This is a genomic window from Cellulomonas humilata (assembly GCF_030814415.1).
GTDB lineage: Bacteria > Actinomycetota > Actinomycetes > Actinomycetales > Cellulomonadaceae > Cellulomonas > Cellulomonas humilata_A.
Window position 1 is genome coordinate 1,072,422 of the sequence record NZ_JAUSVB010000001.1, and the last position, 25,467, is coordinate 1,097,888.

The 25,467-nt window shown below is 73.0% G+C and carries 34 protein-coding genes; 13 read left to right on the top strand and 21 right to left on the bottom strand.

The genetic code is table 11. The features are described 5' to 3' along the window. Window positions 1-9: 9 nt before the first annotated feature. Window positions 10-882 carry a helix-turn-helix transcriptional regulator gene (locus J2X26_RS04960; RefSeq protein ID WP_307490301.1) on the bottom strand — a complete coding sequence of 291 codons (873 nt, stop codon included), beginning with the start codon at window positions 880-882 and terminating at the stop codon, window positions 10-12. Between the two features lie 30 nt (window positions 883-912). On the opposite strand from J2X26_RS04960, the gene J2X26_RS04965 reads away from it, so the two are divergent. The 3 genes from J2X26_RS04965 to J2X26_RS04975 are packed head-to-tail and all read left to right on the top strand — an operon-like array spanning window position 913 to window position 2,018. Continuing rightward, window positions 913-1,218: a cupin domain-containing protein gene (locus J2X26_RS04965; RefSeq protein WP_307490302.1), complete on the top strand. Its 306-nt coding sequence runs from the start codon at window positions 913-915 to the stop codon at window positions 1,216-1,218. After that, window positions 1,215-1,592, top strand: a complete 378-nt coding sequence (locus tag J2X26_RS04970; RefSeq protein WP_307490303.1) for a DUF2255 family protein — start codon at window positions 1,215-1,217, stop codon at window positions 1,590-1,592. The genes J2X26_RS04965 and J2X26_RS04970 overlap by 4 nt, the downstream gene beginning before the upstream one ends. 30 nt (window positions 1,593-1,622) lie before the next feature. Beyond that, window positions 1,623-2,018: an SRPBCC family protein gene (locus J2X26_RS04975; RefSeq protein WP_307490304.1), complete on the top strand. Its 396-nt coding sequence runs from the start codon at window positions 1,623-1,625 to the stop codon at window positions 2,016-2,018. 4 nt (window positions 2,019-2,022) lie between these two features. Here the strand turns inward: J2X26_RS04975 and J2X26_RS04980 are convergent, their stop codons facing one another. Both J2X26_RS04980 and J2X26_RS04985 read right to left on the bottom strand, forming a co-directional pair. Next, window positions 2,023-2,424, bottom strand: a complete 402-nt coding sequence (locus J2X26_RS04980) for a RidA family protein (RefSeq protein ID WP_307490305.1) — start codon at window positions 2,422-2,424, stop codon at window positions 2,023-2,025. 37 nt (window positions 2,425-2,461) lie between these two features. Further along, complete coding sequence (locus J2X26_RS04985) at window positions 2,462-3,037, bottom strand: dihydrofolate reductase family protein (RefSeq protein WP_307490306.1); 576 nt, start codon at window positions 3,035-3,037, stop codon at window positions 2,462-2,464. On the opposite strand from J2X26_RS04985, the gene J2X26_RS04990 reads away from it, so the two are divergent. Both J2X26_RS04990 and J2X26_RS04995 read left to right on the top strand, forming a co-directional pair. After that, entirely contained in the window at window positions 3,036-3,482 is a 447-nt protein-coding gene (locus J2X26_RS04990) for a hypothetical protein (RefSeq protein ID WP_307490307.1), read from the top strand. The two genes, J2X26_RS04985 and J2X26_RS04990, sit on opposite strands and share 2 nt — an antisense overlap. Before the next feature lie 104 nt (window positions 3,483-3,586). Then, on the top strand, window positions 3,587-4,813 hold the full coding sequence (locus J2X26_RS04995; RefSeq protein ID WP_307490309.1) for a hypothetical protein: 1,227 nt from the start codon (window positions 3,587-3,589) through the stop codon (window positions 4,811-4,813). Here the strand turns inward: J2X26_RS04995 and J2X26_RS05000 are convergent. Together J2X26_RS05000 and J2X26_RS05005 are read right to left on the bottom strand one after the other, a co-directional pair. Beyond that, window positions 4,755-5,207 carry a VOC family protein gene (locus J2X26_RS05000; RefSeq protein WP_307490310.1) on the bottom strand — a complete coding sequence of 151 codons (453 nt, stop codon included), beginning with the start codon at window positions 5,205-5,207 and terminating at the stop codon, window positions 4,755-4,757. The two genes, J2X26_RS04995 and J2X26_RS05000, sit on opposite strands and share 59 nt — an antisense overlap. Window positions 5,208-5,230: 23 nt before the next feature. Beyond that, window positions 5,231-5,821 (bottom strand): NADPH-dependent FMN reductase, encoded by a 591-nt coding sequence (locus tag J2X26_RS05005; protein ID WP_307490311.1) that lies wholly within the window; start codon window positions 5,819-5,821, stop codon window positions 5,231-5,233. 111 nt (window positions 5,822-5,932) lie between these two features. Between J2X26_RS05005 and J2X26_RS05010 the strand changes: the two genes are divergently transcribed. After that, complete coding sequence (locus J2X26_RS05010; RefSeq protein ID WP_307490312.1) at window positions 5,933-6,784, top strand: helix-turn-helix domain-containing protein; 852 nt, start codon at window positions 5,933-5,935, stop codon at window positions 6,782-6,784. On the opposite strand, the gene J2X26_RS05015 is transcribed toward J2X26_RS05010, so the two are convergent. The 3 genes from J2X26_RS05015 to J2X26_RS05025 form a co-directional block, all read right to left on the bottom strand. Then, window positions 6,774-7,652 (bottom strand): RNA polymerase sigma-70 factor, encoded by an 879-nt coding sequence (locus J2X26_RS05015; RefSeq protein WP_307490313.1) that lies wholly within the window; start codon window positions 7,650-7,652, stop codon window positions 6,774-6,776. The two genes, J2X26_RS05010 and J2X26_RS05015, sit on opposite strands and share 11 nt — an antisense overlap. Further along, complete coding sequence (locus J2X26_RS05020) at window positions 7,649-8,239, bottom strand: carboxymuconolactone decarboxylase family protein (protein WP_307490314.1); 591 nt, start codon at window positions 8,237-8,239, stop codon at window positions 7,649-7,651. Before J2X26_RS05020 ends, J2X26_RS05015 begins: the two co-directional genes overlap by 4 nt. A gap of 67 nt (window positions 8,240-8,306) precedes the next feature. Beyond that, a complete protein-coding gene (locus tag J2X26_RS05025; protein WP_307490315.1) occupies window positions 8,307-9,110 on the bottom strand; it encodes a CPBP family intramembrane glutamic endopeptidase in 804 nt (267 codons plus the stop codon). Window positions 9,111-9,226: 116 nt separating this feature from the next. On the opposite strand from J2X26_RS05025, the gene J2X26_RS05030 reads away from it, so the two are divergent. Then, window positions 9,227-10,060, top strand: coding sequence for a hypothetical protein (locus tag J2X26_RS05030; RefSeq protein WP_307490316.1), 834 nt, complete (start codon window positions 9,227-9,229; stop codon window positions 10,058-10,060). On the opposite strand, the gene J2X26_RS05035 is transcribed toward J2X26_RS05030, so the two are convergent. Continuing rightward, window positions 10,061-10,558 carry a TM2 domain-containing protein gene (locus J2X26_RS05035; RefSeq protein ID WP_307490317.1) on the bottom strand — a complete coding sequence of 166 codons (498 nt, stop codon included), beginning with the start codon at window positions 10,556-10,558 and terminating at the stop codon, window positions 10,061-10,063. It lies immediately after the preceding gene. Between the two features lie 132 nt (window positions 10,559-10,690). Between J2X26_RS05035 and J2X26_RS05040 the strand changes: the two genes are divergently transcribed. Then, complete coding sequence (locus J2X26_RS05040; RefSeq protein ID WP_307490319.1) at window positions 10,691-12,226, top strand: OmpA family protein; 1,536 nt, start codon at window positions 10,691-10,693, stop codon at window positions 12,224-12,226. Here the strand turns inward: J2X26_RS05040 and J2X26_RS05045 are convergent. Both J2X26_RS05045 and glsA read right to left on the bottom strand, forming a co-directional pair. Then, window positions 12,223-12,693 (bottom strand): SRPBCC family protein, encoded by a 471-nt coding sequence (locus tag J2X26_RS05045; protein WP_307490320.1) that lies wholly within the window; start codon window positions 12,691-12,693, stop codon window positions 12,223-12,225. The two genes, J2X26_RS05040 and J2X26_RS05045, sit on opposite strands and share 4 nt — an antisense overlap. A 43-nt stretch (window positions 12,694-12,736) precedes the next feature. Next, entirely contained in the window at window positions 12,737-13,738 is a 1,002-nt protein-coding gene (gene glsA, locus J2X26_RS05050; RefSeq protein WP_307490322.1) for a glutaminase A, read from the bottom strand. A 51-nt stretch (window positions 13,739-13,789) separates the two neighbouring features. On the opposite strand from glsA, the gene J2X26_RS05055 reads away from it, so the two are divergent. Beyond that, window positions 13,790-14,626 carry a DinB family protein gene (locus J2X26_RS05055; protein ID WP_307490324.1) on the top strand — a complete coding sequence of 279 codons (837 nt, stop codon included), beginning with the start codon at window positions 13,790-13,792 and terminating at the stop codon, window positions 14,624-14,626. Here the strand turns inward: J2X26_RS05055 and J2X26_RS05060 are convergent. Further along, entirely contained in the window at window positions 14,554-15,333 is a 780-nt protein-coding gene (locus J2X26_RS05060; RefSeq protein ID WP_307490325.1) for a MerR family transcriptional regulator, read from the bottom strand. The genes J2X26_RS05055 and J2X26_RS05060 overlap by 73 nt on opposite strands. 2 nt (window positions 15,334-15,335) lie before the next feature. Beyond that, a complete protein-coding gene (locus tag J2X26_RS05065) occupies window positions 15,336-15,716 on the bottom strand; it encodes a VOC family protein (RefSeq protein ID WP_307490326.1) in 381 nt (126 codons plus the stop codon). Window positions 15,717-15,857: 141 nt separating this feature from the next. Between J2X26_RS05065 and J2X26_RS05070 the strand changes: the two genes are divergently transcribed. Then, window positions 15,858-16,844 (top strand): hypothetical protein, encoded by a 987-nt coding sequence (locus J2X26_RS05070; protein WP_307490327.1) that lies wholly within the window; start codon window positions 15,858-15,860, stop codon window positions 16,842-16,844. A gap of 1 nt (window position 16,845) precedes the next feature. After that, window positions 16,846-17,577, top strand: coding sequence for a hypothetical protein (locus J2X26_RS05075; protein ID WP_307490328.1), 732 nt, complete (start codon window positions 16,846-16,848; stop codon window positions 17,575-17,577). Window positions 17,578-17,603: 26 nt separating this feature from the next. Here the strand turns inward: J2X26_RS05075 and J2X26_RS05080 are convergent, their stop codons facing one another. The 6 genes from J2X26_RS05080 to J2X26_RS05105 all read right to left on the bottom strand — a co-directional run bounded on the left by J2X26_RS05080 (window position 17,604) and on the right by J2X26_RS05105 (window position 22,404). Further along, complete coding sequence (locus J2X26_RS05080) at window positions 17,604-18,416, bottom strand: class I SAM-dependent methyltransferase (protein WP_307490329.1); 813 nt, start codon at window positions 18,414-18,416, stop codon at window positions 17,604-17,606. Between the two features lie 64 nt (window positions 18,417-18,480). Further along, window positions 18,481-19,068: a hypothetical protein gene (locus tag J2X26_RS05085; protein ID WP_307490330.1), complete on the bottom strand. Its 588-nt coding sequence runs from the start codon at window positions 19,066-19,068 to the stop codon at window positions 18,481-18,483. A 10-nt stretch (window positions 19,069-19,078) separates the two neighbouring features. After that, a complete protein-coding gene (locus J2X26_RS05090; RefSeq protein WP_307490331.1) occupies window positions 19,079-19,420 on the bottom strand; it encodes a hypothetical protein in 342 nt (113 codons plus the stop codon). Then, on the bottom strand, window positions 19,417-20,265 hold the full coding sequence (locus J2X26_RS05095) for a CPBP family intramembrane glutamic endopeptidase (RefSeq protein ID WP_307490332.1): 849 nt from the start codon (window positions 20,263-20,265) through the stop codon (window positions 19,417-19,419). Before J2X26_RS05095 ends, J2X26_RS05090 begins: the two co-directional genes overlap by 4 nt. 67 nt (window positions 20,266-20,332) lie before the next feature. Then, complete coding sequence (locus tag J2X26_RS05100; RefSeq protein WP_307490334.1) at window positions 20,333-20,878, bottom strand: PadR family transcriptional regulator; 546 nt, start codon at window positions 20,876-20,878, stop codon at window positions 20,333-20,335. Between the two features lie 41 nt (window positions 20,879-20,919). After that, window positions 20,920-22,404 carry an ankyrin repeat domain-containing protein gene (locus J2X26_RS05105; RefSeq protein WP_307490335.1) on the bottom strand — a complete coding sequence of 495 codons (1,485 nt, stop codon included), beginning with the start codon at window positions 22,402-22,404 and terminating at the stop codon, window positions 20,920-20,922. 189 nt (window positions 22,405-22,593) lie between these two features. Between J2X26_RS05105 and pdxH the strand changes: the two genes are divergently transcribed. Further along, window positions 22,594-23,265, top strand: a complete 672-nt coding sequence (pdxH, locus tag J2X26_RS05110; protein WP_307490336.1) for a pyridoxamine 5'-phosphate oxidase — start codon at window positions 22,594-22,596, stop codon at window positions 23,263-23,265. A 9-nt stretch (window positions 23,266-23,274) separates the two neighbouring features. Here the strand turns inward: pdxH and J2X26_RS05115 are convergent, their stop codons facing one another. Further along, window positions 23,275-23,733 carry a hypothetical protein gene (locus tag J2X26_RS05115; protein ID WP_307490337.1) on the bottom strand — a complete coding sequence of 153 codons (459 nt, stop codon included), beginning with the start codon at window positions 23,731-23,733 and terminating at the stop codon, window positions 23,275-23,277. Window positions 23,734-23,966: 233 nt separating this feature from the next. After that, a complete protein-coding gene (locus J2X26_RS05120) occupies window positions 23,967-24,905 on the bottom strand; it encodes a GNAT family N-acetyltransferase (RefSeq protein WP_307490338.1) in 939 nt (312 codons plus the stop codon). Window positions 24,906-25,028: 123 nt separating this feature from the next. Between J2X26_RS05120 and J2X26_RS05125 the strand changes: the two genes are divergently transcribed. Beyond that, window positions 25,029-25,439, top strand: coding sequence for a YciI family protein (locus J2X26_RS05125; RefSeq protein ID WP_307490712.1), 411 nt, complete (start codon window positions 25,029-25,031; stop codon window positions 25,437-25,439). Window positions 25,440-25,467: the final 28 nt, after the last annotated feature.

Consider the following 25,467-nt stretch of genomic DNA (forward strand, 5'->3'; position numbering starts at 1 on the left):
GAGTGCCTCTCAGGATGTCGGGACGGGCGTGGTCGCCGCCCAGCTGGCCAGCACCTGCAGGGCGTCCGCGGACGGTGTCCCCGGTGCGGCGGTGTAGACGAGCATCGACAGGCCGGGTGCCTGGGCGATGGGGAGCAGGTCGTACATGAGGTCGACGCGACCGACGACGGGGTGGTTGATCTGCTTGGCCCCGCCGCGGTGCTGGTGGACGTCGTGCCGGGCCCACCGGGTGCGGAACTCCTCGCTGCGCGTGGACAGCTCGCCGACGAGGTCGTGCAGGTCCGAGTCGTTCGGCGCCCGGCCTGCCTCGGTGCGCAGGATGCCGACCGTGTCGTTGGCGGCCTTGTTCCAGTCGACCCAGAAGTCGTGCGCGGCGGGGTCGAGGAACGCGAACCGCGCGTGGTTGGCGGGCCGCCCCTCGCGCGCGGACGGCCCGGTGAACAGCGGCGCGTAGAGGGCGCGCCCGAGGGCGTTCGTCGCCAGGATGTCGAGCCGGTCGTTGCGGACCGCGGCCGGCGCACCCGTCATGGCGTCGAGCATCACCTGCACGCTGACCGGCACCGAGGGCGTCGGCCGCCGACGAGCACGCGCCGGGCGGGACCCAGCGGCGCGGGCCAGGTCGAGCAGGTGCTGGCGCTCGGCCTCGTCGAGCTGCAGCGCGCCGGCGATCGCCTCGAGGATCGAGTCGGACGCGCCCGCGAGGTTCCCGCGCTCGAGCCGCACGTAGTAGTCGGCGGAGACGCCCGCGAGCATCGCGACCTCCTCACGACGCAGCCCCGGCACCCGCCGGTTCGCGCCGTACGCGGTCAGGCCCGCCTGCGCCGGCGTGAGCTTCGCCCGGCGTGAGGCGAGGAAGTCCCTGACCTCGTCGCGGTTGTCCATGCCATCGACCGTACGACCGCTCCCGCCGACGTGGGAGGTCCTGCCAGTACCTGTGACCGGTTCGCGCCCGGCGCCCGCACGTTCTGGCACTCGCACGCCGTCGGTCAGTCGCTGCGGGTCACGCAGGGTGTGGCCCGGGTATGCACCCGGGACGGCGTCGTCGTGGAGGTCCGGCCAGGCCAGACCCTGTGGTGCCCGCCCGGCGAGGAGCACTGGCACGGAGCGGGCCCCGATGGTTTCGTGGAGCACCTGGCGATGTGGGAGACCACCGACGCCCGCGACGGGTCGGAGACGACGTGGGCCGAGGCGGTCTCGGACGAGGAGGCCGACCGATGAGCGCGTGGACCAGTGACGCCCTGAGCAGGATCGGCTCGGCCGACGAGCTGCGGCTCTCGTCGTTCCGGCCCGACGGCACGCTGCGCCCCTACGTGATCATCTGGGTGGTGCGCGTCGGTGACGACGTCTACATCCGCTCCGCGTACGGCCCGGGCAACGGCTGGTTCCGCCGCGCCCAGGCCTCGGGCACCGGCAGGGTGAAGGTCCCCGGGCTGGAGCAGGACGTCACCTTCGTCGCCCCGGCGCCGGACGCGCACGCCGCGATCGACGCGGCGTACCACGCCAAGTACGACCGGTACGGGCCCGGGATCGTGAACACCGTCGTCGGGCCCGACGTCGTCGCCGTGACGCTCCGGCTCGTGCCTCAGGACTGAAGGTCAGTGGGGCCGTGGCACGATCGCCGGATGACGGAGTCCCGGCACCTGAGCGTGTGCATCGACCGCCCGCTGTCCGAGGTGTACGCGTTCGCCTCGGACCCGCAGAACCTGCCGCGGTGGGCGCCCGGTCTGGGCAGCGCGGTCGAGCGCGACGGGGACGGCTGGTTCGTCGAGACCTCGCAGGGCCGGGTCGGTCTGACGTTCGCCCCGCAGAACGAGTTCGGCGTCCTTGATCACGTGGTGCGGACGCCCTCCGGAGAGACGGTGTACGTGCCGCTGCGCGCGATCGCCGACGGCGACGGCTGCGAGGTGGTCTTCACGCTGCGCCGCGGGCCGGGGATGACGGACGCCGAGCTCGAACGGGACACCGCTCTGGTGACCGCCGACCTCGCGCAGCTCAAGCAGGTGGTCGAGGGGCGCTGACCCCTCAGTCGCGCAGGACCGCCGCGATCGCGCTCACCTCGAGGAGCGCACCCGGCACACCCAGCGCGCTCACCACCGCGGCCGTGACCAGCGGCGGTGCTCCGGGGCCGGCGAGCCGGGGTCCGATCGCGCCGTAGGCCGCACCGAGGTCCGCCCCCTCCGCGATGAACACCGTCCACTGCACGACGTCGGCCAGCGTGGCACCCGCCGCCTCGAGCGCGGTGCTCACGTTGTCGATCGTCCGGACCGACTGCTCCGCGACGTCGTCGGACACGACCTTGCCGGACTCGTCGACGCCGTTCTGTCCGCCGACGTAGATGGTCGTCGCGCCCGCGGGCACGACGGCGACATGGCTGAACGCCGGGCTCCGCACGAGCCCGGCCGGTTGCAGACGTGTGATCTCCATGCAGTCCACGGTTCCACAGGCCGCTGACACCCGCGTGTCACCGAATGACGTCGTAGTACAGGTGCGCCGCGTTGCGCGTGACGACCGTCGCGGCCTCGTCGAGCCGCAGATTGACGCGCGAACCCTCGAACAGCGGGGTGCCGGCACCGAGCAGCAGGGGCGCGACGTGCAGGTGCAGCTTGTCGACGACACCGTCGCGCAGCGCCGATCCGCCGAGCTCGCCGCCTCCCATGATGAACACGTCCTTGTCGCCCGCGGCGGCCGCCGCCTGGTCGAGGGCGTCGCGCAGCCCCGTCGTGACGATCGTCATCCGGTCGGTGAGCCGCACGTGCTCGGGCGCCTGGTGGGTGACGACGAAGCACGGCGGCGGGACGTCGCCCTGGTCGGCTCCGTAGTGCATGTCCTCGTTCCAGCCGTCCGGCCCGTCGACATCGTCGAACGTGTGGCGGCCCATGACGACCGCCCCCGTGGCGGCGGTGAGGGTGGCGAGCTGCTCGACGTCCTGCGCGGTGCGTCCGTCGCCGACAGCCCACTCGTGCAGGGCCTGCACCCCGTCGTCGGTTCCCGTCACGAAGCCGTCGAGGGAGATGGTGATGTCGAGGATCACGGCCATGTCGATCCACGATGCCACGCACGTGCCCGGTGCACCGATCGAGAAGCCCCGGGCAACCCTGTGGGGCGTCGGCGGCGTCGTGCAGGCACCGGACGGGACGATCTGGCAGGTGGTGACCCCGTCGAAGAAGGACACCGGTCCGGCGACGACGCACGTCGACCAGATCGTGCTGCTGCTCGGGGCCGACGACGTCGGGGCCAGCAAGCGGTTCTACGTCGACCACGGGCTGACGGTCGCGAAGAGCTTCGGCGAGTACGTCGAGTTCGACGCCGGCACCAGCCCGGTCACGCTCGGTCTGCTGAAGCGTCGGGCGCTGGCCAAGGACGCGGGGGTCCCGCCCGAGGGCACCGGGTCGCACCGGCTCACGATCGTCGGCGACGCCGGCGCGTTCGCGGACCCGGACGGGTTCGCGTGGGAGGTGATGTCGGTCGGGGCGGAGCACTGAGGGCATACTCGCCCGATGACGCGCGCGGCGACCCACCTGCCCGAGGTGTGCGCCGCGTGACGGGCTCGCTCCAGTTCGGGCCTCCGGCTCCCGATGGTCACAGGGTGCATCCCGCGCCCGACGACCTGCCGCGATCGCCCACCGGCCGCACGCCGCAGTGGGTCGTCGACGAGCGCGCGGGCGTCAGCCAGGAGCTGCCGGACCCCTATGTCGTCCCGCGTCGTCGGCGCAGGCCCGTGCTGGCCGTCGGTGTCGTCGCCCTCCTGGCCGCGGGAGCGTGGTGGTGGACGAGCGGTGCGCCGGCCCTGCCCGACGAGGTCGTCTCGTCGCTGACCGGTTTGGTGCAGCCGGCACCGGAGCCCCCGTCGGCCGAGGTCGTCGCGCTCGCGGACGCCGCCCACCTGTCCGACGAGGGCCGGGAGCTGCTCTACGGGACGCAGACGGAGATCCTCGGTGCGGACGCGTTCGCCGGGCGGTGCCGCGGCGTCGGGTCCACCCCGAGCGTGCGTGCCGACGGCGCGGTCGGCTGCTTCCTCGCCGAGTCGAACGCGATCGTCGTCTATGCACCGGCGGACGCGCGGCTGCGCGGGTTCGTCGTCGAGACCGTGGCGCACGAGACCCTGCACGCGGCCTGGAACGTCCTCGACCAAGCCGAGCAGACCCGGCTGGCCGGGCTGCTCGAGGCCGTGGTGGCCACCCTCCCCGCGGACGACAAGATCCACGAGCAGATCGCCGGGTCCGTCGGCGGCCACGGCGAGAACCGGCCGACGGAGCTCTTCGCGTACGTCGGGACGCAGGTGTGGGCCGACGGTGGCCTGGACCCGCAGCTCGAGGCGGTCTACGCCCGCTTCGTCTCCGACCGGGCCGCGCTGGTCGCGGTGCACACCGGCTGGGTGGCGGTGCTCGACGAGATGGGTGCGGCGATCCAGGTCGCGTCGGACGCCCTCGTCGCCCAGGAGTACGCGAACGCCGACGCACGCGCGAGCGTCAACGGTGACACGGCGTCCTTGGACTTCTACCGCGAGACGTTCGCGGCGAAGAGCGCGGAGGTCGCCTCGATGTCGGCGGCCCAGCGCCAGCGGCTGCGGCTCTCCTGGGAGTGGTGGGACGGCACCGTCCTGCCGATGGCGCCCGCGGACGAGACGCTCGCCGGCGCTGCCGCGCTGCTGGCCCGCGACGAGGTGGACCTGCCCGCTCGTTCCGCCGCCGTCGCGGCTGCTGAGGCGGCGGCCGCGGCGGAACGCGTCCGCGTCGAGGCGATGGTCGCGGACCTCAACGCCCTGCAGCAGGACCTGGATCCGACCCCGTCGACACCCTCCGCACTCCCGTGACCCGACCGTCGGCACCGGTCTGGTAGCGGCCCTTCCTCAGGTCGAGGAGGGTCAGCACGGTGCCGAACGGGTCGGCCACGCGAGCGACCCGACCGACGGGGATGTCGAACGGCGGATCGACGACGGTCCCGCCCGCGGCGACCACGTCGGTGACCGCCTGGTCCACGGACGCGACGAGGAAGTCGACCTCCGTCTCCGGCCGCTCGAGCTGGAGCACCAGCTCCGCGCGGTCGCGTGAGAGCCGGACAGCGGCCGCCGTAGGGGTCCGCCACAGGAGCTCGTGCCCGAGCCGGTCGCGGTAGAAGGCCAGCGCCGCATCGAGGTCGAGGACCGGGATCTGCACACTGTCGACGCCCAGGATGAGGCCGTCGGGGCGACCTTCGTGCTCGCTCATCGGTCCACGATCCCGCACGCCGCTCAGCTCGGGTAGGGCACCGCCGCTCGTGCGGTCCGGAGCGCGTCCGCCCACCAGGACAGCTGCTCCAGGAGGGTCTTGGCGTAGACGGGCGCAGCCTCGTCGAGCGGGGAACCGTCCTCCCACCCGAGGTAGTAGTTCGGGAACGCGAGCCCGTCGCGGATCGTCACGGCATGGACCTCGGTGAACACGTTCTCCAGGTGCAGGACCGCGTGCCGGCCCCCGGCGGCACCGCCGTAGCTGACGAACGCGACGGGCTTGGCGGCCCACTGCGTGAAGTGCCAGTCGATGAGGGACTTCAGCGACGCGGGGTAGCTGTGGTTGTACTCGGGGGTGACCACGACGAACGCGTCGGCCTCCTCGAGCTGCGCGGTGACGGCACGCATGCCGTCGGGTCGGGGGTAGCCCGGCACCTTCGGTGACGCGTCGGGGAGGGCCAGCGGGAGGTCGACGTCGGCCAGGTCGACCACGCGGACGTCGAACCCGCCGTGCTCACGGGCCCGGGCGGCGACCCAGTCGGTGACGACGGGACCGAACCGGCCCTCGCGGACGCTGGCGGTGATGATGACCAGGGTGCTCGTGTTCTCGCTCATGCCCACACCGTGCGCCGTCGTGACGGTCGCAACCAGGCCGGGTCCAGGCTGGCCCCACGAGGGCCACGCTGAGCCCGTGACCCGGCCGGGCCCGGCTCGTAGGCTCGTCGCGTGGGCACTCCGTTGGGGGACTTCATCCGTGCCGCCCGCGACCGCATCCAGCCGGAGACGCTGGGGCTGGCGGTCGGGGAGCGGCGGCGTGTGCCGGGGCTGCGGCGGTCGGAGCTGGCGACGCGGGCCGGCATCAGCGTCGAGTACCTGACCCGGATCGAGCAGGGCCGGGACCGCCGCCCGTCCCCGAGCGTCGTCAACGCCGTCGCCGATGCTCTGAGCCTCGACGCCGCCGAGCGCGACCACCTGCGGTACCTGACGAAGATCACCGACGGCGGGGTGTGCGCCGGCTCGTCGCGGGCCGCCGCCCCGCCCAGCCGCGACGTCCGGCCCGGGGTCCGGCAGATGCTCGACCTGCTGGAACCGGCCGTCGCGTTCGTGACCAACCGGTGCGGCGACGTCCTGGCGTGCACGCGCGGGTTCGAGCTGGTGATGCGCGGGGTGGGGCTGCTGGAGGCGGCCGAGCCGAACCTCACGCGGTACGTGTTCACCGACCCGCGGGCGCGGACGTTCTTCCTCGACTGGGACCAGGTGGCCGACGAACGGGCCTTCGACCTGTGGCTCGGACCGTCCCTGGAGAGCACGGAGTGGTTCATCGACCAGCTGACACCCCTCGCGGGCGACGAGCTGACGCACCGCCTCCACCGCCACCTGACCCCGCCGACCGCCGTGCTCGGGGTGCGGCACCCGACGGCTCACGAGCTGCGGTGGGACCGGGAGACGCTGGAGCTGCCGAGAGCCGACGCCCAGCAGATCGTGGTGCTCCTCCCGGCCGACGCCGACACCGCGCTGGCCCTGGAGCTGCTCCGCGACGACGCACGCGGCCGACCCCTGCGCGCGGTCACCGGCTGAGGGCCGTCTCCTCGTCGAGCCGGGCCATCTTGTGCGGGTTGCGCACGGCGTAGATGCGCGTGATGCGGCCGTCCTCGACCACCAGGCTCATCGCCGTGTTCAGCTCCCCGCCCAGGTCGACGCGTGCCGCCGGAGCGCCGTTGAGCCACATGGGCCTCGTCGTGAACTCGACGGTCAGCCGGGCGAGCCCGCTCAGGAACGCCGCGACCTTGTCGGAGCCGACGATCGGGTGCAGGGCGGCCGCCACCACACCGCCGCCGTCAGCCACGACGACCACGTCGGGCGCGAGCACGTCGAGCAGCCCCTGCAGGTCACCGCCGCGCACCGCGGCCAGGAACCGTTCGACGACCGCGGACTGCTCCTCGCGGCTGACCTGGTGACGCGGTCGCCGTGCGGCCACCTGCTCCCGTGAGCGGTGGGCGATCTGCCGCACGGCGGCCGACGACTTGCCGACCGCCTCCGCGATCTCGTCGTACGGCACGTCGAACACCTCGCGCAGCACGAACACCGCGCGGCCGGTCGGGTCGAGCGTCTCCAGCACGGTCAGCATCGCGAACGACACGCTCTCCGCCAGCTCGACGTCGTCGGCCACGTCGGGGCTGGTCAGCAGCGGTTCGGGCAGCCACTCGCCGACGTAGTCCTCGCGCCGCCGCGCCAGGGTGCGCATCCGGTTGAGCGACTGCCGGGTGACGATCCGCACCAGGTACGCCCGTCCGTCGCGCACCTCGGCCCGGCCGTCGTCGCCCAGGTCCGCCCACCGCAACCACGTCTCCTGCACGACGTCCTCGGCGTCGGCCGCGGAGCCGAGCATCTCGTACGCCACCGTGAACAGCAGGCTGCGGTGCGCGACGAAGGGGTCGTCGGTCATGCCTGCGACGCTACGCGGCTCGGCTCCGACAGCGGCGGCAGGCCGCACGACGCCGCGAACCCCTCGGACTCGATGCCGAGGGCGAAGTTGGTCCGCGCGTACAGGTTCGCCAGCGCCACCCAGGACGTCAGCTCCACCAGCGCCGGCGCACCGAGCTGGTCGAGCAGCCGGGCGGACAGCGCGTCGGTGACCGTCGGCGGCGTCTGCGACATCGCCTCGGCGTACTCCAGGACGTCCCGCTCCAGCGGCGTGAACACGGTCGACTCGCGCCAGCGCGGCACCTCGCGCGCCTTGGTCAGGTCGAGCCCCTCGTTGTGCGCCTGGAAGTAGCCGAGGTCCAGGCACCACGAGCAGCCGATGAGCGAGGCCGCGGCCATGTGGGCGTAGGACTTCAGGTCCTCGTCGCACGCGTGCCACCTCGACGACTTCTGGCCCAGGCCCACGGAGAACTTGAGCACGGCCGGGCTGTGCCAGAGCACCCCCAGCGACTCCGGCACCTTGCCGAACATCCTCTTGCTGAACGTCTTCACGACGGTCCCGTACAGGCCGGTGATCTCGAGCGCCGGGACGCGGGGGGTGCTGGTCATGTCTCCTCCTGATGAGCGGTGTCGGGCACAAGACACCGGCCGAGAAGGATCTGTGACAGTCAGTCGGTCAGGCTGCGGGTTCCAGGGCGTCACGGGCGGGGGTCCTGCGCTCGCGGACCAGCAGGACGACCAGCGTCACGGCGGCGAGCGGGTAGACCACCGCCACCAGGAAGTTCGCCGCGCTGCTGAGCCCGCCGTCGCCGGGGTGCTCTCCCGCCAGGAACGTCGAGAAGTCCCACGACCCGTGCAGCACCATCGCCGCGACCAGCACGGACGTGCCGCGTCGCGCGAGGTAGAACGCCAGGCCGGACAGGCCCGCGAACACGACCTGGATGACGGCACCCGGCTCGTCGAGAAGCAGGTTGGTCAGGTGGAACCCCCCGAACCACAACGCCAGCCACCCGATGACCGCGGCCTCCGAGCGATCGCCCTGCCGCAACGAGCGCAGGATGACGCCGCGGAACAGGGTCTCCTCCGTGAAGCCGACCAGGACGGCCGCCGCGAACACCGCCAGGAGGTGCCCCGGCTCGAACGCGGACCAGTCGACGCCCAGCAGCTGCAGCACCAGGGTCACGACCATGACCACGGGGAGCGCCCAGAGGAACGCGCCCATCGGGAGCCGTCGGGCGTCGCGGAACACGAAGTCCCACCGTGCCCACACCAGGAACGCGATCAGCCAGACCGCACCGGCGGCCAGGGGCAGCACCGCGGACCGCAGGGTGCTGTCGGCGGACTCGAAGAAGTCCTCGTAGCCGACGCCGGACGCCAGCATGAGGCCGACCACGATCACGACGTAGCCGGCGAAGACGACCGCCGCGACGGGCACGGACGGGGTGACGCGTGCGCGGGTGGCGGTCGGTGAAAGGGTCACGGGCTGCTCCTCGGTCGCCGGGACTCGAACGTAACCGGCGGTGCACCGACCGGCATGTCGGCGGTATCCACGAGGCGGTCCGGTGGTCCTCAGTGGTGACCCCGGGAGGAACCACCATGTCCGACGCCTCAGCGCGCCTCGTCCTCGACCGCCCCGCGGACGCGCACGTCGCGGCCGCCCTGCTCGCCGACGGGACGCCCGTCGCGCACGGCTTCGGCGCCATCTACGCCCTGACGTCCCGCGGTGACGGCGTCCGGCGGGTCAACGCACTCAAGGGCCGGCCGCTGGACCAGACCGGCAGCGTGACCGCGCCGACGGGGCACGTCCTCGACGCGTTCGACCTGGCGGCGCTCCCGGCCGTCGTGTCGGTCTCGCTCGTGCGGGACGTCGTCGACGCGTTCGGCGCGCTGGGCCCGTTCGGGTTCCGCGGCCCGGCTGCCGGTCACGTGCCGGCGGACCTGAGGGCGCTGGACGGGGACACGACGACGACGCAGGTGATCGTGCCGGGGGACGCGTGCCCGTCGCAGACGTTCCTGGCCGCCGCGTCCGACGCCGTCGGTGGCGAGCCGCTGGCGATCTCGTCGGCGAACCGGTCGCGGCACGTGACCGGTGGTCTCGACGCCCCCGCGCACTGGAGGGTCGACGGGCTGCGGGCCGAGCTCGGCGGGGAGGACCTCGTGATCCTGGAGCACGACGACGACGCGGTCGCCCGGCACCGGTTCCCGCTGCACACCACCGTGTCGACGACGATCCTCGGGCTGCACCGCGCCGAGCGGTCGCACGGACGCGTGCACCTGGTGCTCGAGCGGCACGGGTCCCTGCACGTCACCGGCGTCGTCGCGGTGCTCCGTGGCCTGGGCCTCGGCCTGACGATCAGCCCACGCGCAGAGACCCGGCTCGTGGCCCGGGCGTACGACGACTCCGTCGTCGAGGGGCTCCAGGCGTCGTGATCAGCCGCGCAGCAGCTTCCCGTAGGCGTCGCGTGAGTACCGGCCCCGGCGGACCGACAGGACCAGCAGCCCCTCCGCGAAGCCCCAGAGGCCCATGGCGAGCGCAGCCAGGCCGAGCGTGAAGAACCCGCCGACCACCGTGATCGCCAGCATCGTCAGGCCGCGACGCCAGTAGCCGAGGTACATGCGGTGCAGGCCGAACGCGCCCAGGAAGATCCCGAGCAGCCCGGCCGCGACGCGGGACCGGGGCCAGGCCGACGGCCGGAGCTGCACGCTGACGCGGACGCCCTGCCACGGCCAGCGCCACGGAGTGCGCACGGGCACCGGCTCCGGGACGGCGTCCTCGAGGTCGGGCACGGGACCGGGGGGGTAGCGGACCGTCGCCGACAGCGGCTGGTACGCGGGAGCAGGCGCGTGCATCGGGCGGCGGGTCACCACAGGGCGCTCGAAGACGTCGTCGTCGAGGTCGACGACGGGCCGGTCGATGGTGTCGGTCACGGGTGCTCCCGTGGGTCGAGCGTCGCGGGCTGCGGCGGATGCTCCGAGCGTAAGCCTGGGAAGCCGACCCGCGACAGCCGAAGGCTGGGGCAGGATGGTGCGCTCCCCCCGTCCAGGCTCCGGAAGGCCCGCATGTCTCGCGCTGCCCGTCGTGCACTCGTCCTCGTCGCTGCCACCGCTCTGCTCGCGGCGTGCACGGGCCCCGAGCCGGCGCCGATCCCGACGCCGAGCTCGACCGCCGACGCGGGCCCCGCGGCGGAGGACGTGGTTCTCACGCGGACCATCCCGGCGGGAGGAGCCGACGTCGAGGTGGCGGTCCACCCGGTGGTGCGCGTCGGTGACCATGCGGTCCTCACCGTGGACCTGAGCTCGGACGGCGCGACGGAGGCCGAGGACCTGTACATCGGGTCCACGTTCGCGGTCGACAGCTTCGTGTCGCGTCTCAACCCGTCGGCACTCCGGCTGATCGACCTGGAGCGCGACGAGGTGTACGAGGTCGCGCTGGACTCGGAGAACTACCCCGTGGCTGCGCCCAGCGACGTGCACAGCATCCCCGCGGACGGCGTGCGGCTCCAGGTGGCGTACGCGGCACCCCCCGCCGACGTCGACGAGCTCGGTCTCTACCTGCCCGGCGCCGCCTATGTGGAGCCGGTGCCCGTGATCGACGGCGAGGTCCCGGCAGGGGACGACCTGGACCTCTCGACCGTCGAGCTGGCCCGGGCCCTGCCGCTGGAGTCGTTCTCGCGCGAGCTCGCGGGTGCCGTGACCACGGCGGCGAGCACCGAGAAGGTGGAGATCTCGCTCGGGTCGGACGTGCTGTTCGCGATCGACTCGGCCGACCTGACCCCGGAGGCGCAGGCCGCGATCGACGTGGCCGCCCAGCAGCTGTCCGACCGCGCGCCCGGCACGGTCACCGTGGTCGGGCACACCGACGACGTGGGCGACGACGCCTACAACCAGGACCTGTCCGAGCGGCGCGCAGCGGCCGTCGTCGCGGCGCTGGGCGCGCGCATCGACACCGGCACCTACCCGCTGGAGCCGTCGGGTCGCGGCGAGGGCGAGCCGCTGGTGCCCAGCACGAGCGCCGAGAACCGCGCCCTGAACCGCCGGGTCACCCTCACGCTCACGTCCGAGATCACCACGCCGTCGACCGTCGGGACGACCGGCGAGCTGGCACCGTTCGACGACGGGCCGGTGGGCACCGGGGCCGACGGGGTCACGGTCGACGGCGCGCGCCCGTATCGCGTGACCATCCCGGAGGCGCGCGTGGTCGACGGTCACCTGGTGGTCGACGTGCAGGTCACGGCGCTCGACGAGGAGGTCGACTCCAGCTTCGGGCCGAGCTTCCTGTCGGGCGTCTGGTCCTACCGCGGCGAGGACACGCTCACCCCTGACCACACCTCCGCAGGCCTCGTCGTGCTCGTCGGGAGCACCGCCGTCTACCCGCTGGACTACCAGATCGACGTCACGGACACCTTTCCGGGCGGGACCTGGCTGCCCGCGGCAGACGTCGCCTCGCTGTCCCGCATCGACGGCGGCCAGACGCGCGTGATGAGCGGGATCTACCCCCGGCTGGCGGAGACAGACACCGTGACGGTCCAGGTCAAGGCCGGGGCGGGGTCGCAGGCGTTCCGGCTCACCGACATCCCGGTCGTCGAGGAGCCCTAACCGCTGACGGCCGCCAGCACCGCGGGGTCGACGCAGCCGCGCGCGAAGCCGGCGATCCGGCGGTCGATGTCGCGCTGCAGCACGACGCGCCCCACCCGTTCCGTGGCGGGCGCCAGCCAGTGCGGCCGGCACGTGAAGCTGTACCGCCAGACGGCCCGGGTGCCGCCGTCGGGCAGCGCGGTGAACCGCCAGCCACCGGCCATGACGGCGAAGAACCACGGGCCGTCGACCATCTTCATCCCGACGTTCGTCGGGGGCTGGTACGAGACGTACTCGCTGACCATGCGGAGCCCGGACCGGTGCCGGGTGAGCGTGCGGACGCCCTTGGCGGGCGCGGTGGCCTCGTCGAGGAACGCTTGCCGACGGATGAACGGGTCCCACCGCAGCCGGGTCTCGCCGGTGGTCTGGGACACCGCGAACGCGAGCGCGGGCGGGATCGGGACGACGACCGACGACTCGACGATCACGGGTCACGGGCTCCTTCCCGGTTGTCCGTGTGAGCGGTCGGTCTCAGCCCTCCCGCTCGACCTCCGGGCGGGACGCGAACAGGTTCAGGCCCAGCGCACCCGACAGGTAGCGGGTGGCCAGCCCGCCGCGGACGCTGTTGCCAGCCGCGTCGAGGCGGGGCGAGAACGTGCTCAGGCTCCCCTTGCCGGGGGCGATGGTCACGATGCCCCCGGACACCCCGCTCTTGCCGGGCAGGCCGATGCTGAACAACCACTCGCCGGAGCGCTCGTAGAGGCCGCTGGTGGCCAGGGCGGCGAGCACGTACCGGCACACGGACGGGTCGACCACGCGCTCGCCGGTGACCGGGTTGACGCCGCCGTCGGCGAGGGTGGCGCCCATGACGGCGAGGTCGGTCGCGGAGACGAGCAGGGAGCACTGCCGCGTGTAGACGTCGGTGGCCTCCAGCGGGTCGTGCGCGATGCGGCCGTAGCTCTCCAGCAGCCGGGCGATGGCCTGGTTGCGTCGGTTGTGGGCCGCCTCGGAGGCGTACACGTCGTCGTCGAGCACCAGCGGGCGGCCCGCGAACGCGGACAGGCCGGCCTGCACGAACGCCCACTTGTCCGCGGCGGTCGCGCCCGGCACGAGGCTCGTGGTGGCCAGGGCGCCGGCGTTGACCAGCGGGTTCATCGGGCTGCCGCCGTTGAGCTCGAGCGCCATCACGGAGTTGAACGCGAGGCCGGTGTTGTTGACCCCGACCTTCTCGAGCACCGCCTCCGGACCGAGCGCGTCGCAGACCAGCGCGAACACGAACGCTTTGGAGACGGACTGGATCGAGAACTCGTGCAGTGCGTCGCCGACGCTGTGGGAGGCGCCCGTGACCGAGACGATGCTCAGGCCGAAGAGTGCCGGGTCGGCGTCGGCCAGCGCCGGGATGTAGTCGGCGACGGCACCGCGGTCGACCCCCACGTACCGGTCGTACGCGTCCTGCATGAGCTGCACCACCAGCTCCTCCCGGGGCAGCCGTCCGGTGGAGATCAGGTCGGGGTTCTGGAAGTCGTCGCTCACAGGCCCATCCGAGCACACCCGGGTGTCGGACGTCGGTCCTACGGTGGGCGGATGGGCGACGACCTGGCCGACCTGCGCGGCACGCGGTTCGAGAACGCAGACCTGCACGACGCTCGGTTCACGATGGTGGACCTCACCGGCGCCACGTTCCGGGCCGTCGGGCTGCACCGGGTCGTGATGCGGGGCGTGGAGATCTCGCACACCACCATCGACGGCGAGATCGAGGACGTCGTCATCAACGGTGTCAACGTCGGCCCGCTGATCGAGGCCGAGCTCGACCGCCTGTACCCGGACAGGCCCCTGTTCCGGCCGACCACCGCCGACGGGTTCCGGCACGCGTGGGGCCTGAACGAGCGGCTGTGGGCCGCGACGGTGGAGCGCGCCCGACGGCTGCCGCAAGAGCAGCTGCACGCCTCGGTCGCCGAGGAGTGGTCGTTCATCGAGACCCTGCGCCACCTGGCGTTCGCGTCGGAGTCCTGGGTGGGCCGTGCCGTCCTGGGCGACCCGACCCCGTGGCACCCGCTGTCGCTGCCGTGGGACGAGATGCGCCCCCGTGCGGGTGTCCCGCGGGACCGCGACGCGCGGCCGTCGCTCGACGAGGCGCTCACGCTCCGGCTGGCGGCGATGGCCCTTGTGCGCGGGGTGGTCGACGGCCTGACCGACGAGCAGCTCGACGTCCGGAGCGCGCCGCTGGTCGGCCCGGGCTGGCCCGACGAGGGCGACTCGTTCACCGTGCGGCAGTGCCTGCAGGTGGTCCTCAACGAGGAGTGGGAGCACCGCCGGTACGCCGAGCGTGACCTGGCCGTGCTCGAGGCTCAGGGCAGCGGCGCCCAGAACGACCAGGGCTCGCCCTCGGGCCCGAGCGCTCCGTACTCCCGCACGCCGTAGGACTGGTCGGCCGGCGGGAACGTGACAGTGCCTCCGCGCGCGACGACGGCCGCGTGGTGGGCGTCGACGTCCTGGACGGTGACCACGAGCATGCCGGTTGCCGCGCCCAGGGTGGCCGGTGACGCGAGCCCCCACTCCGGCGCCACGCGGTGGAGCATGACGACGCCGTCGGCGGTGCGGACCTCGGCGTGCACGACGGTGCCGGCGTCGTCGCGGCGCAGCGGTCCCGGCTCCAGCCCGAACACGTCCACCAGGTGCCGGTGGGCGGCCTCCAGGTCGGCGTAGACCAGGACGGCGATGCGGCGCAGCGGCTCGGTGGCGGTGACCGCGGTGTCCTCCAGGACGGCGAGGAGACGACGGCAGACGTCCTCGTCGGCGGGCCCGACAGCCGGGACCTCGGTCAGCCGGTGCAGCACCCGCTCCATCCGCAGCACCTGGTCCTCCAGCGCCGCGAGGTGGGTGCGCAAGGCACCGTCGAGAGTCCAGGTCGGGTCGTCGAGCGCCGTCGCGATGTCGTCGAGCGACGTCCCGAACCGCCGGAGCACGCTGATCCGGTAGAGCCGCTCCACCTGCTCGCGCCGGTACACCCGATGGCCCGCGGGTGTGCGGTCGGGGGTCAGGAGCCCGATGTCGTGGTAGTGGTGCAGGGTGCGGACGGTCAGGCCCGAGACGTCGGCCAGCTCACCGACCCGCCACTCGTCGGCCATGCTCAGCGCAGCGGCGAGTGGATGGCCCAGCGGTGGCCGAACGGGTCCACCAGCCAGCCGCGCTTCTCGTCGCCCTGGTCGGACGGCTCCCGGTCGGCGGTCGCACCGGCGGCGACCGCGGCCGCGTACACCGCGTCGGCGTCGTCGACCCCGAGCACGAGGGCGCACGAGCTGTGCCCGAGCGTCGCGGGGGCGTAGGCGCCGTACTCGTGGAACTCGTCGGACAGGTAGAACGCGTCGCCGCCGATGGTGAGGGCGACGAAGCCGATCCGCCCGTCGCCCTCGTCCCTCTCGCCGGTCTCCTGCGCGCCGAAAGCGGCTGCGTAGAACGCGATCGCCGCAGAGGCGTCGTGCACCGTCAGGTACGGGACCAGGCTCGTCATGGCTCGCTCCTCGACTCGTGCGGTCCACCGTCGGAGCCGCTGCGCCCGACGCTAGGCCCTCACGTCACGTGAGGTGCAAGGGGTTGCTTGTTCGTCCTGTGGTCCAGGACTAGCGTCGAGAAGGACGTCGGGGGGCACTCGGTGAGGACCTACGAGCAGGCGCGCACGTCTGTCGCGGCCGCGCCCGGTCGCGCGAACCACTCCCGCCGGACCCCGGAGCCGGTCCTGCACGTCCTGCAGCGCACGGCCGGGAACCGGGCCGTCGGCGGCTACCTCCAGCACTCCACGAAGCGGGCGGCCGACTCGGTCCTCCAGGTGGACGAGGAGCCGGAGAGCGGCGGCGCCGACGGCGACTTCGAGTCGACCGCGGGCCACGGCCTCGCCTCCCCGACCTCGGTGTCCGGCGGTGGGTTCGGCGGGCTCGACGGCTTCGCGGCTCTCGCCCGCCCCGCGGTGAGCGCGGCCGCCGCGATCCAGAGCGGCGGCTCCGCGCCGAACGGGATGCGGCTGGGCCTCACGACCGCCCCCAGCGGGTACAAGGCGCCGCAGTTCGAGTTCGGCACGGTGGCCGCGATGGGTGCGACCGCGGCCGACCCGCCGACGTTCACGTGCACACCGACGTGGAAGGAGCACATGGACGAGGGCACCAACGTGTGCTGGTACCTCGCCGCCGGCAAGCACAAGTCGATCACGCCGTCGGGCGGCAAGGACGTCTTCATCAAGCTGAGCGCCGCCATGTCCTCGCTCGACGAGCAGGCCGAGCGCGAGCACGCGGACGACATCAGGCAGGCCTGCGCCATCTCCCTCAAGGAGGCAGAGACCGTCCTCAAGGACCACGTCGTCGGCAAGACGTTCCCGTCCGCCGCGACCGCGACGGACGCCCAGAAGCACGTCCTCGACGCCATCACGGCCAACCTGGTCCACGCGGGACTGGGCAACGACCAGACCACGTGGGCGGCGACGTACGACCGCCTGTTCATGAAGACCGGGCTGCGCGACGCCAGAGGCTGGCACACCTTCGGCGTGACGGGTCCACCTGCGGTCACCGCGACCGAGATCGTGCACACCGTCGCCGCCGGGTCGACGAGCCTCGGCGCCACGTCGTCGGCCGACCTGATCGTCTACTGACATGGGATCCGTCCTCCTGCCGGTGACCGTCTTCGCCGACGAGCCGACCGCCTGGCTCGACTACCTCGTACGCCGCACCCGGCACACCGTGGGTGCCCGGTGCGCCGCCGCCGACCTGGTCGTCGTCGGACGTCGCGCGGGGGACGTGCTCGAGGTCGGCACCGTGCTCAAGGGCGAGCCCGTCGGGACCGTCGACCTGCCGCCCGTCCCGCGCGACTTCGACGGCAGCGAGGCCATGAGCCCGTCGGTGCACGACGGGGAGCGAGCACTCGTGTTCGCGGTCGACCGCCGGGACCTGCTGGACCGGCCAGGCGCGACCGTCGGCGAGCTGACGACCGACGACCTCGACGGCCAGATCGAAGCGGCGACCTGGTTCGTCGGCCTCCCGCAGGACGTCGAGACCCGCGTCCCGGCGCTCGTCGACGCCGCCGCCGACGACAACCCGGCGACCGCGTCCAGCGCCCTGCGCGCACTCGGCGACGAGGGACACACCTCCGCGACGACCGACCTCATGGGGGTCGCGATCGCGTCGGACGTCGCCGCCGTCCCCGCCACGCTCGCGGCCGTCGCGCTGTGGCTCCTCGACGAGAAGGCGCGTGCCGCCGCGGCCCTGGCGGGCACCGTCGACCGGCTGGGCCGCGACCGGTTCCTCGACCTGTGGGGCGTCCAGGAGTCCGACGACGACCCCGCCACCCTCGTCGCCCCCGACCCGGACCTGCGACCGTACGCCTGACCGGGCCGCGGCGACGCTCGCGCGGCTCAGCCGACGGGGCGGGTCGCCACCGTGAGCAGGTGCGAGCTGAGACCGAGCAGGCTGGGTTCCGCCTCGATCGCGCGGGCCGCGTCGAGCACCACCGCGCGGCGCTCGTCGTCGTCGAACGCCGAGGCCAAGGGCTTGATCCAGTGGGCCAGTCCCTCGACGCCGACGGTCTCCCGCGCGACGAGCCCGGCCTCGGTCGCCTCCGCCGCGAGCTCTTCCGGCCGGTGGAAGTAGGCGGTCGTGAACCAGCGCGGGTCGCCGGTCGGGTTCTCGTGCACCCCGGTCGCCAGGTCCTGCGCGACGATCGCCCGGAACGCAGGGTCGAACAGGTAGGACTGCGCGAGCCCGTCGAACAGGGACGCGAACCGGTTGATCGCCATCGCGATCACGACCCCGCCGGGCACGACGACCCGGAACGCCTCCCGCCAGGTGGCCAGACGGTCGGCGCGTTCGGTCAGGTGGTACAGCGGACCGAGCAGGAGGACCGCGTCGACCGAGGCGTCGGACACGGGGAGCGCGCGGGCGTCGCCGACGGACGCGGTGAACCGCGCCTGGCCGCCCAGCCGCGCGTCGGCCCGCGCCACGTGACCGGGCAGCAGGTCGACGAGGTGCACGGTGTGGCCGTCGTCGAGCAGCCACTCGGAGTGCACCCCCGTCGCGCCGCCCACGTCGAGCACCCGCACGGCGGGGGGCAGGTGGCGACGGACGATCTCCTGCACCCGCGCGAGCTCCAGCCGGCCGAGGCCCTGACGGAGGCGCTGGTCCTCGTCGTAGAGGGTGTCGTAGTGGTCGTGGATGGGGGGCTGCTCCATCGCTGCAACCTACGGGTCCAGGTCTCCGAGAGGGGACAGGATTTCCCACGGCCGGGTGAGTGGACTACGGCGACTCTCGCCACTGCTTCTTGCCGTACGTGTCCAGATACTCCTCGAAGAGCTTGCTCTCCCGTTGCGTGCCGAAGCTCGAGCTCAGGTACCTCACCGACGGCTTCTCGAGGAGGGGCACGAGGTCGTCGGGAGTCAGGGCCGTGTCGACGAGCTGCACCTCCTCGAGGTGGGGCACCTCCGTGAGGATCGAGATGTCGGACAGGCCCTTGCACCCCCAGATGCGAAATGTCTTGAGGTGATCGAGCCGCGTGAGATCAGGAAGGACGAGCTTTCCCCGGGTGTTGAGGATGTGCAGCTCCTCGATCTGCGTGAGCTCCGCGAGGAAGCCCCAGCCCGGGGCCGACGTGAAGCCGTTGAGAAAGAGATTCCGCAGCGTGCCGATCTCCGCGAGGGCATGAGGATCGGCGACCTTCACATTGATCAGGCCCAGGCGCTCGATGGCGGGCAGGTCCTTCAGGAACTCCAGGGACGCGAGCCGCATCCTCCAGAGCTCGAACTCTCGTCTCGACGCATGTCTGCGGACAAGATCTGCCTGCGAGAAGTTCTCCTCGACGACGACGGTGCCTTTCACGACGCGCATGGTCTTGTCCTCAGCTGGTGAGATCGCGGGCGGCCACGACCAGGATCAGGACCGCAGTCACGACGGGCGCGAGGGCCGCCAGGACGATGGTGGTGCGGCTGCGCCAGCGTGGTGCCCAGCCGCGTCGGGCCTGCACGATCCCCACGGGCAGAGCCACCAGCGACGGTATGAGCGAGGACATGAGCACCACCACGGCACCGAGGGTGCCGAAGGACTGCGGGTTCCGCGCACCCTCGACCGCGTAGACCCCGGCGACGACGACACCGGCCGTCCCGACGACCGCCAGCAGCAGCCCGACCCAGCCGATCACGGTTGCCCACGGGACTCGTCGCGCGACTGCCTGGTCGGTCATGCAGGGACAGTACCGACGGCGTCGCGCCCCCAGCGGCGGTAGACCACGACCGCCGTCAGGACCAGGAGCGGGAGCACGACGAGGCTCTCGGGCCGGGCGCCGAAGAGCAGCGGGCTGTCGACGACGACGACGTCGGCGGCCAGCAGCGGCCACGCGACGGCGTTGGCCATCCCGTGCCCGAGCACCGCGGGCCACACGCTGCCGGTGCGGTCGCGGGCGACGCCCCAGATGACGGCCATCGCGAGCACCGCGACGGAGAACATCGGGATCTGCACGGCCAGGGGGAGCGTGGTGTAGGCGTCGCCGAACGCGATGATGTACGGCACGTGCCACACGGCCCACAGCACGCCGACCGCGAGGTGCCGCCGCAGCGCCGGGACGCCCAGCGCCGCGAGCCGGGGCTCCAGGTACCCCCGCCACCCGAACTCCTCGAACGCCGCGAACGTCAGGCGCGCGATCAGCCCGGTCGTGAACAGCACCGCGAACCGCTCGCCGGCGCCCGGCACCACGTGCACGTCACCGGTGAGCGCGCCGAGCGCGACCGGGACGAGGAACAGCACGGGGAACAGCAGCAGCGCCACCGCGTACCAGCCGCGCTCGCGGCCGAGGCGCAGGCCGGCGTCGGCCCAGCCCTCGCGTCCGAGGGTGCGCAGACCGACGGCCAGGAGGAGGGGGCTCAGCACGAACAGGAGCGCGCCGGCGCTGGTCTCCGGGTCGGGTGACGACGCCATGACCAGGCCGCCGACGGTGGACAGGACGAGGACGCCCACGGCGTAGACCAGCACGCCCCGGCGGCTGGCGGGCCGATGCGTGCGGGTGCGGGGGACGGCTTCGGTGGTGGACATGTCGAGCTCCTTCGGGCGTGGGGCATCGCCCGGCCGCCGGGTGGCGGTCGGTCCGTTCAGGGGTGACTCAGTCGGTCAGCTCGGCAAGCAGGTCCTGGGCCCACTCGAGCTCGCCGCGCGCGTGCACGAGCCCGTTGGCGAGGGTGGCGAGGCGGAGCCGCATCTCGAGCGTCGGCGTGATGCCGGCGGCCGCGAGCGCCTGCTCGGACGCCTCTCGGGTCTGCTCCAGGACCGCCGCGAGCTCGCGGGCCTCCCCAGCGCGCTCCTCCAGGACGGCGCGGACGCGCTCGGTGCCGAGGCGGCCGACGAAGAACAGCCGCACCAGGAACACCTCGCGCGACGGCACGTACTCGACCGGTGCCGCGAGCCAGGAGTCGAGCTCGGCCAGCCCGGCATCGGTGATGGAGTGCTCGCGCCGGTCCGGCTTGCCCTCCTGCGGGATGGTCCGCACGGACACCAGGTCGTCGGCTGCGAGCTGGCCCAGGGTGCGGTAGATCTGCGCCTGGTCGGCCGGCCAGAAGTGCGCGACCGACTCCTCCATGTGCTTGCGCAGGTCGTAGCCGGTCATCGGGGCGATCGAGAGGAACCCGAGGACGGCGTGCTTGAGGGACATGACTTGAGGCTAGAGGACTCGTCTCCTATGAGACAAGTCCCTTATGATTCGAGCTGTGCGATGACCGACGGCCGGTCGAGGTGCTGCGCCCAGTCCAGCGGCGTCGCGCCGAACCGGGCGTCCCGCAGCGTCGGGTCGGCACCCAGGCTCAGCAGGAGGGCGACGAGGTCGGGGTCCCCGAGACTGGCCGCGGCGTGCAGCGCCGTCTCCCACCGCTCCTCGACGGGGACGTCGGCCCGCCCGTACGCGTTCACGTCGAACCCGAGGTCCACCAGCAGCGCGACGGTGTCGTGCCGACCGCGCGCCGCCGCCCAGACGATCAGACCCGGACGCTCGTCGCGCGCCTGCGCCGCCACGGCGTCCCCCAGGGCCGCCAGCCTGTCCTGGTCGCCCAGCATCGCTGCCTCGACGAACGCGTCGACGGGGGGCACGTCGCCCGGCTCGGCACCGCGCGACACCAGGAGGTCGACGACGGCGCGGTCGCCGCTGGTGGCCGCCAGGCTCAGCGGGGTCGACGAGGGCGCCTCCGAGCGGCCGCCGGTCGGCCACGCCCCGTCGCCGAAGGGCGCGTCCAGGTCCACGCCGTGGTCGGCGAGCAGCTGGACCCGGGCGAGCTGGCCGTGCTGCACCGCCCAGCGCAGCAGGTCCCGCACCAGCGTGCGCGGCTCGTCGACCGCTTCCGGTCCCAGCCGGCGGCGCCACACCCCGCCATCGCCGCGACCGAGCCCGTACGCGAACAGCAGGACCAGGTGGTCGTCGTCGGTGCCGAACATCCGGTTGTACAGGGTCTGGCCGTCGTTCGGCTCGGCGCCGCGATCGAGCAGCAGCCTGGCCAGCGCGATCGACTCCGGGTGGCGCGGCTGGCTGACGGGACCGCCCTCACCCTCGCCGAACACGCCGGTGAGCAGGGTGAACAGGGTCGGTTCGCCGTGCCACAGATAGCCCTCGTCCGGGTCGGCGCCCGCGTCGAGCAGCAGCCGGGCGGTGCCGACGGGGTCCCCGCCTCCGACCCGCGAGTAGGTCAGGTAGGCGAGCGGACGCCAGCCGTGCGGGCCGCCGCGGCGGCGGGCCAGCGTCGGGTCACGGCCGAGCAGGCGGGCGACGACGTCCGGTCGGGCCGCGGCGGCTGCCGCCCAGATGTCGTCGTCGACGAGGTCCGGGTGCGTGCGGAGGAGCACTCGCGCCGCGGTGCGACGGTCCGGGGCGTCGCTGCCCGAGTACGTCAGGCACGCGAGCCGGCAGAACTGCGCGGACACCGACTGGTCCTCGTCGGTGGGGTTCCAGCTGTGCGCCGCCCGGGCGTCGAGGTGGTGGCGCAGCCGCGGCCAGCTGGGGAAGCCGTACTCGCGGGCGACGGTGAGCTGTGCGGCGCTCAGTCGGAAGGTGCTCAGGTCGGTCGGCGGGTTCGGGTGGTTCCGCGCGATCCGGTCGGCCGCCTGCGGGTCACCGGCCACGGCGGCGCGCTGCAGGGCGCGGGCCTGGCGGCGCAGGTGCCCGAGGTCCGGGTGGGTGGGCAGGGTCGCCATGGCGACCTCCTCTCGTCGCCCGGCGTCCGCGGGGTCGGGCCGAAAGGAGGCGGAAGGATGCAGCCGTCTCGTACCCAGGTGGGCTGTGCCCTGCCCGCGGACCGGTCGGCTGCCTGGAAGCCGTCGCCAGCGTATCGGTCGACGTACGCTTCCGGAGGCCCGGGTAGCGGGCGAACGAGGGGTGGAAGCGTGCGCAGCGAGTACTCCGGCGAAGGGCTGAACGAGGACGACCTGGCGTCGTCGACGCCGCTCCACCAGGTCCGTCGGTGGGTGGCCGAGGCGCAGGCCCGCCAGGCCGAGCGCGGCGACGTCGTCGAGCCCACGGCATTGTCCGTCGCCACGGTCGACGCCGACGGCCGCGCGAACGTCCGCACGGTCCTCATGCGCTTCCTCGACGAGCGCGGGCCGGGGTTCGTCACCGACCTCGGTTCGACGAAGAGCCGGGAGATCGTCGCCACCGGATCCGTCGCCGCGTCGCTGACCTGGCCGGCGATGTTCCGGGCGGTCCGGTTCCGGGGGCGCGCCGTCCCCCTCGGGCGCGACGAGATCGCGGCGTACTTCGCCACACGGCCGTGGGGATCACGGATCAGCGCGTGGGCGTCGGACCAGTCGCAGCCGATCGCCGACCGGGCCACCCTGGTCGCCGCCTACGAGCGGTGCGCGGCCCTCTACCCGGACACCGGCTCACCCGACGACGTCCCCGTCCCGGACGGGTGGGGCGGCTGGCGGATCGAGTGCGACGAGGTCGAGCTGTGGGCGGGCCGACGCGACCGGCTGCACGACCGGCTGGTGTTCACGCGCGTGGCCGACGGTGGCCTGGACAGCGCCGAGGCGTGGACGGTCCACCGCCGCCAGCCCTGAGCGCACCCGTCAGGGTGCGCGTCGCCGGCCGGCCGCGGTCGTCCGGTCCTGCTCGCCGGTCACGGTCGCGACCAGCCGGGACTGCCAGCCCAGGAACTCCTCGACGACGTCGTCCTGCCCGGTGCGGCGCAGCAGCGCGACGAGCTCGTCGGCCACCTCGGTACCGCGGTCGTCGTGCGTGACGACGAACCCCTCGACGGCCGACCTGAGCTGAGCGGCCGCGAGGTCCGTGCGCCCGCGGCTGTCCTCGAGCCTGCCGAGGAACCACAGCACCTGCGCGGCCGACGGCACGTCGTCGAGCTCCTCGAGGTAGGTCGCGATGGCGCGGTCGGCGAGCTCCACAGCCTCGTCGGCCGCAGTGTCCCCGCCTGCGGTCGCCAGCTCACGCGCGGTCGCGAAGTCCTGGTCCGCGGCGGCGCGGCGGTCCGCGTCCACGTCGGCGCGGTCCTCTTCGGGGGTCGTGTTCATCGGATCTCCTCGTCGTCCGGCACGGCCGGTCCGAGATGGTGGCGGCGTCCCGTCCGTGCAGCGGCTCCCTGCGAGGAGCGTGGTGGTGGCGTACATCGAGCGCAGGCCTGCGGCGAACAAGCTCGGGGCGGTGCGCGACGGCCGGCAGCCGGGGAGCCGCGGGACTGGTGTCGTCGGGAGAGGGTAGCCGACCGAGGGCGCCGAAATGTCGGAAGTGTCGTATTCCACACCCGTCAGAGGTGGCGCACCATCTCCAGCTCCGGGCCGATCGAGCTGGCGAACGTGACGCCCGACGGCACGAAGCCTGCGCGCCGGTAGGCACCCTGCGCCCGGGCGTTCTCGGCGTGCACCCCGAGGGTCAGCTCGTCGAAGCCCAGGTCACGGGCCCACCGCGCGGTCTCCTCGAGCAGCCGGTCGATGAGCCCGGAACCGCGCTGCTCACCGCGCACGTAGACCCCGACCACGGCCGCGCGGCTCCGCCCGACCGGCCGGCCGTGATAGTCGAGGAACCCGGCCCGCTGCGCGATCACGGTGACCGAGCCCACCCAGGCGGCGCCGTCGATGGCGACGAACTGCGCGACGTCATCCCCAGCGGCCGCGCGCTCGGTGCGTCCCCGGTAGAACGCGTCCGGCTCGGCCGAGGCTCGCTCGTACGTCTCGAGGAACGCGATGCCGGCGGCCTCGTCCTGGAGCGCCTCGAGGCGCAGGGCGCGCGCCGACCGCCAGTCGTCGGGACGGACGCGGCGGATGGCGACCCCCAGGTCGACCTCCCGCGACGACGAGATCCCGGGCCGGTAGTCGCCGTAGCGCGCCCAGGTCAGCCGGATCCGGAGCAGCACGATCTCCGGCTCGGCCAGCGACGTGGCGAACTGCGGGAACGCGTCGAGGTAGGCCCGCGCGCAGGCGTCACGGTCGGCGCCGTCCGGCAGGTCGGCCAACCCTTCGCACTGCAGCGTGGTCCCGTCGCGACCCCCGATCACGACCGCCACCCGCGGGTCTCGACGGAGGTTCGCGACCTTGCGCGAGGACGTCCGCGCGTCCAGCACGAGCTCTCCGGCGTCCGTCGCGGTGATCGGCAGGTAGGCGGCCTGCGGCGACCCGTCCGCGCCGAGCGTGCTCAGCACACCGTCTCCGTGCGACCGGACGTACGCGACGAGCTCTTCTCGGTCCATCCGCCGCATCGTAGGAGGGAAGTCGCTCGTCGACGATGTCGATTCCCTGGTTCCGCCGTTCGACTCGTCAGTGAGAGGGTCCGAAGGGGATCCCGACACGGCAGGAGAAGAACCGTGAAGTACATGCTGATCATGCGTGCCACCGACGAGGCCTACGAGGCGTTCGCGAACATCGACTTCGCCGAGATCATGGAGGCGATGGGCAGGTTCAACGACGAGATGATCTCCGCCGGCGTGCTCGTCGCGGCAGAGGGTCTGGACGACGCCGCCGACGGTGTCGTCATCGACTTCTCCTCGCAGCCGCCCGTCGTCAGCGACGGCCCCTACGGCGAGACCAAGGAGCTGTTCGGCGGCTACTGGATCCTCGACGTCGCCTCGAAGGAGGAGGCCGTCGAGTGGGCCAAGCGGGCGCCGATGACGGGCCCCGGCCAGAAGACCGAGATCCGCCGGGTCACGAGCATCGACGAGTTCCCGCAGGACAACGAATGGATCCAGAAGGAGCGTGCGTGGCGCGAGCGGACGGGCCAGCTCTGACGTCGTCGAGCGAGAGCCGCGGGAAGGC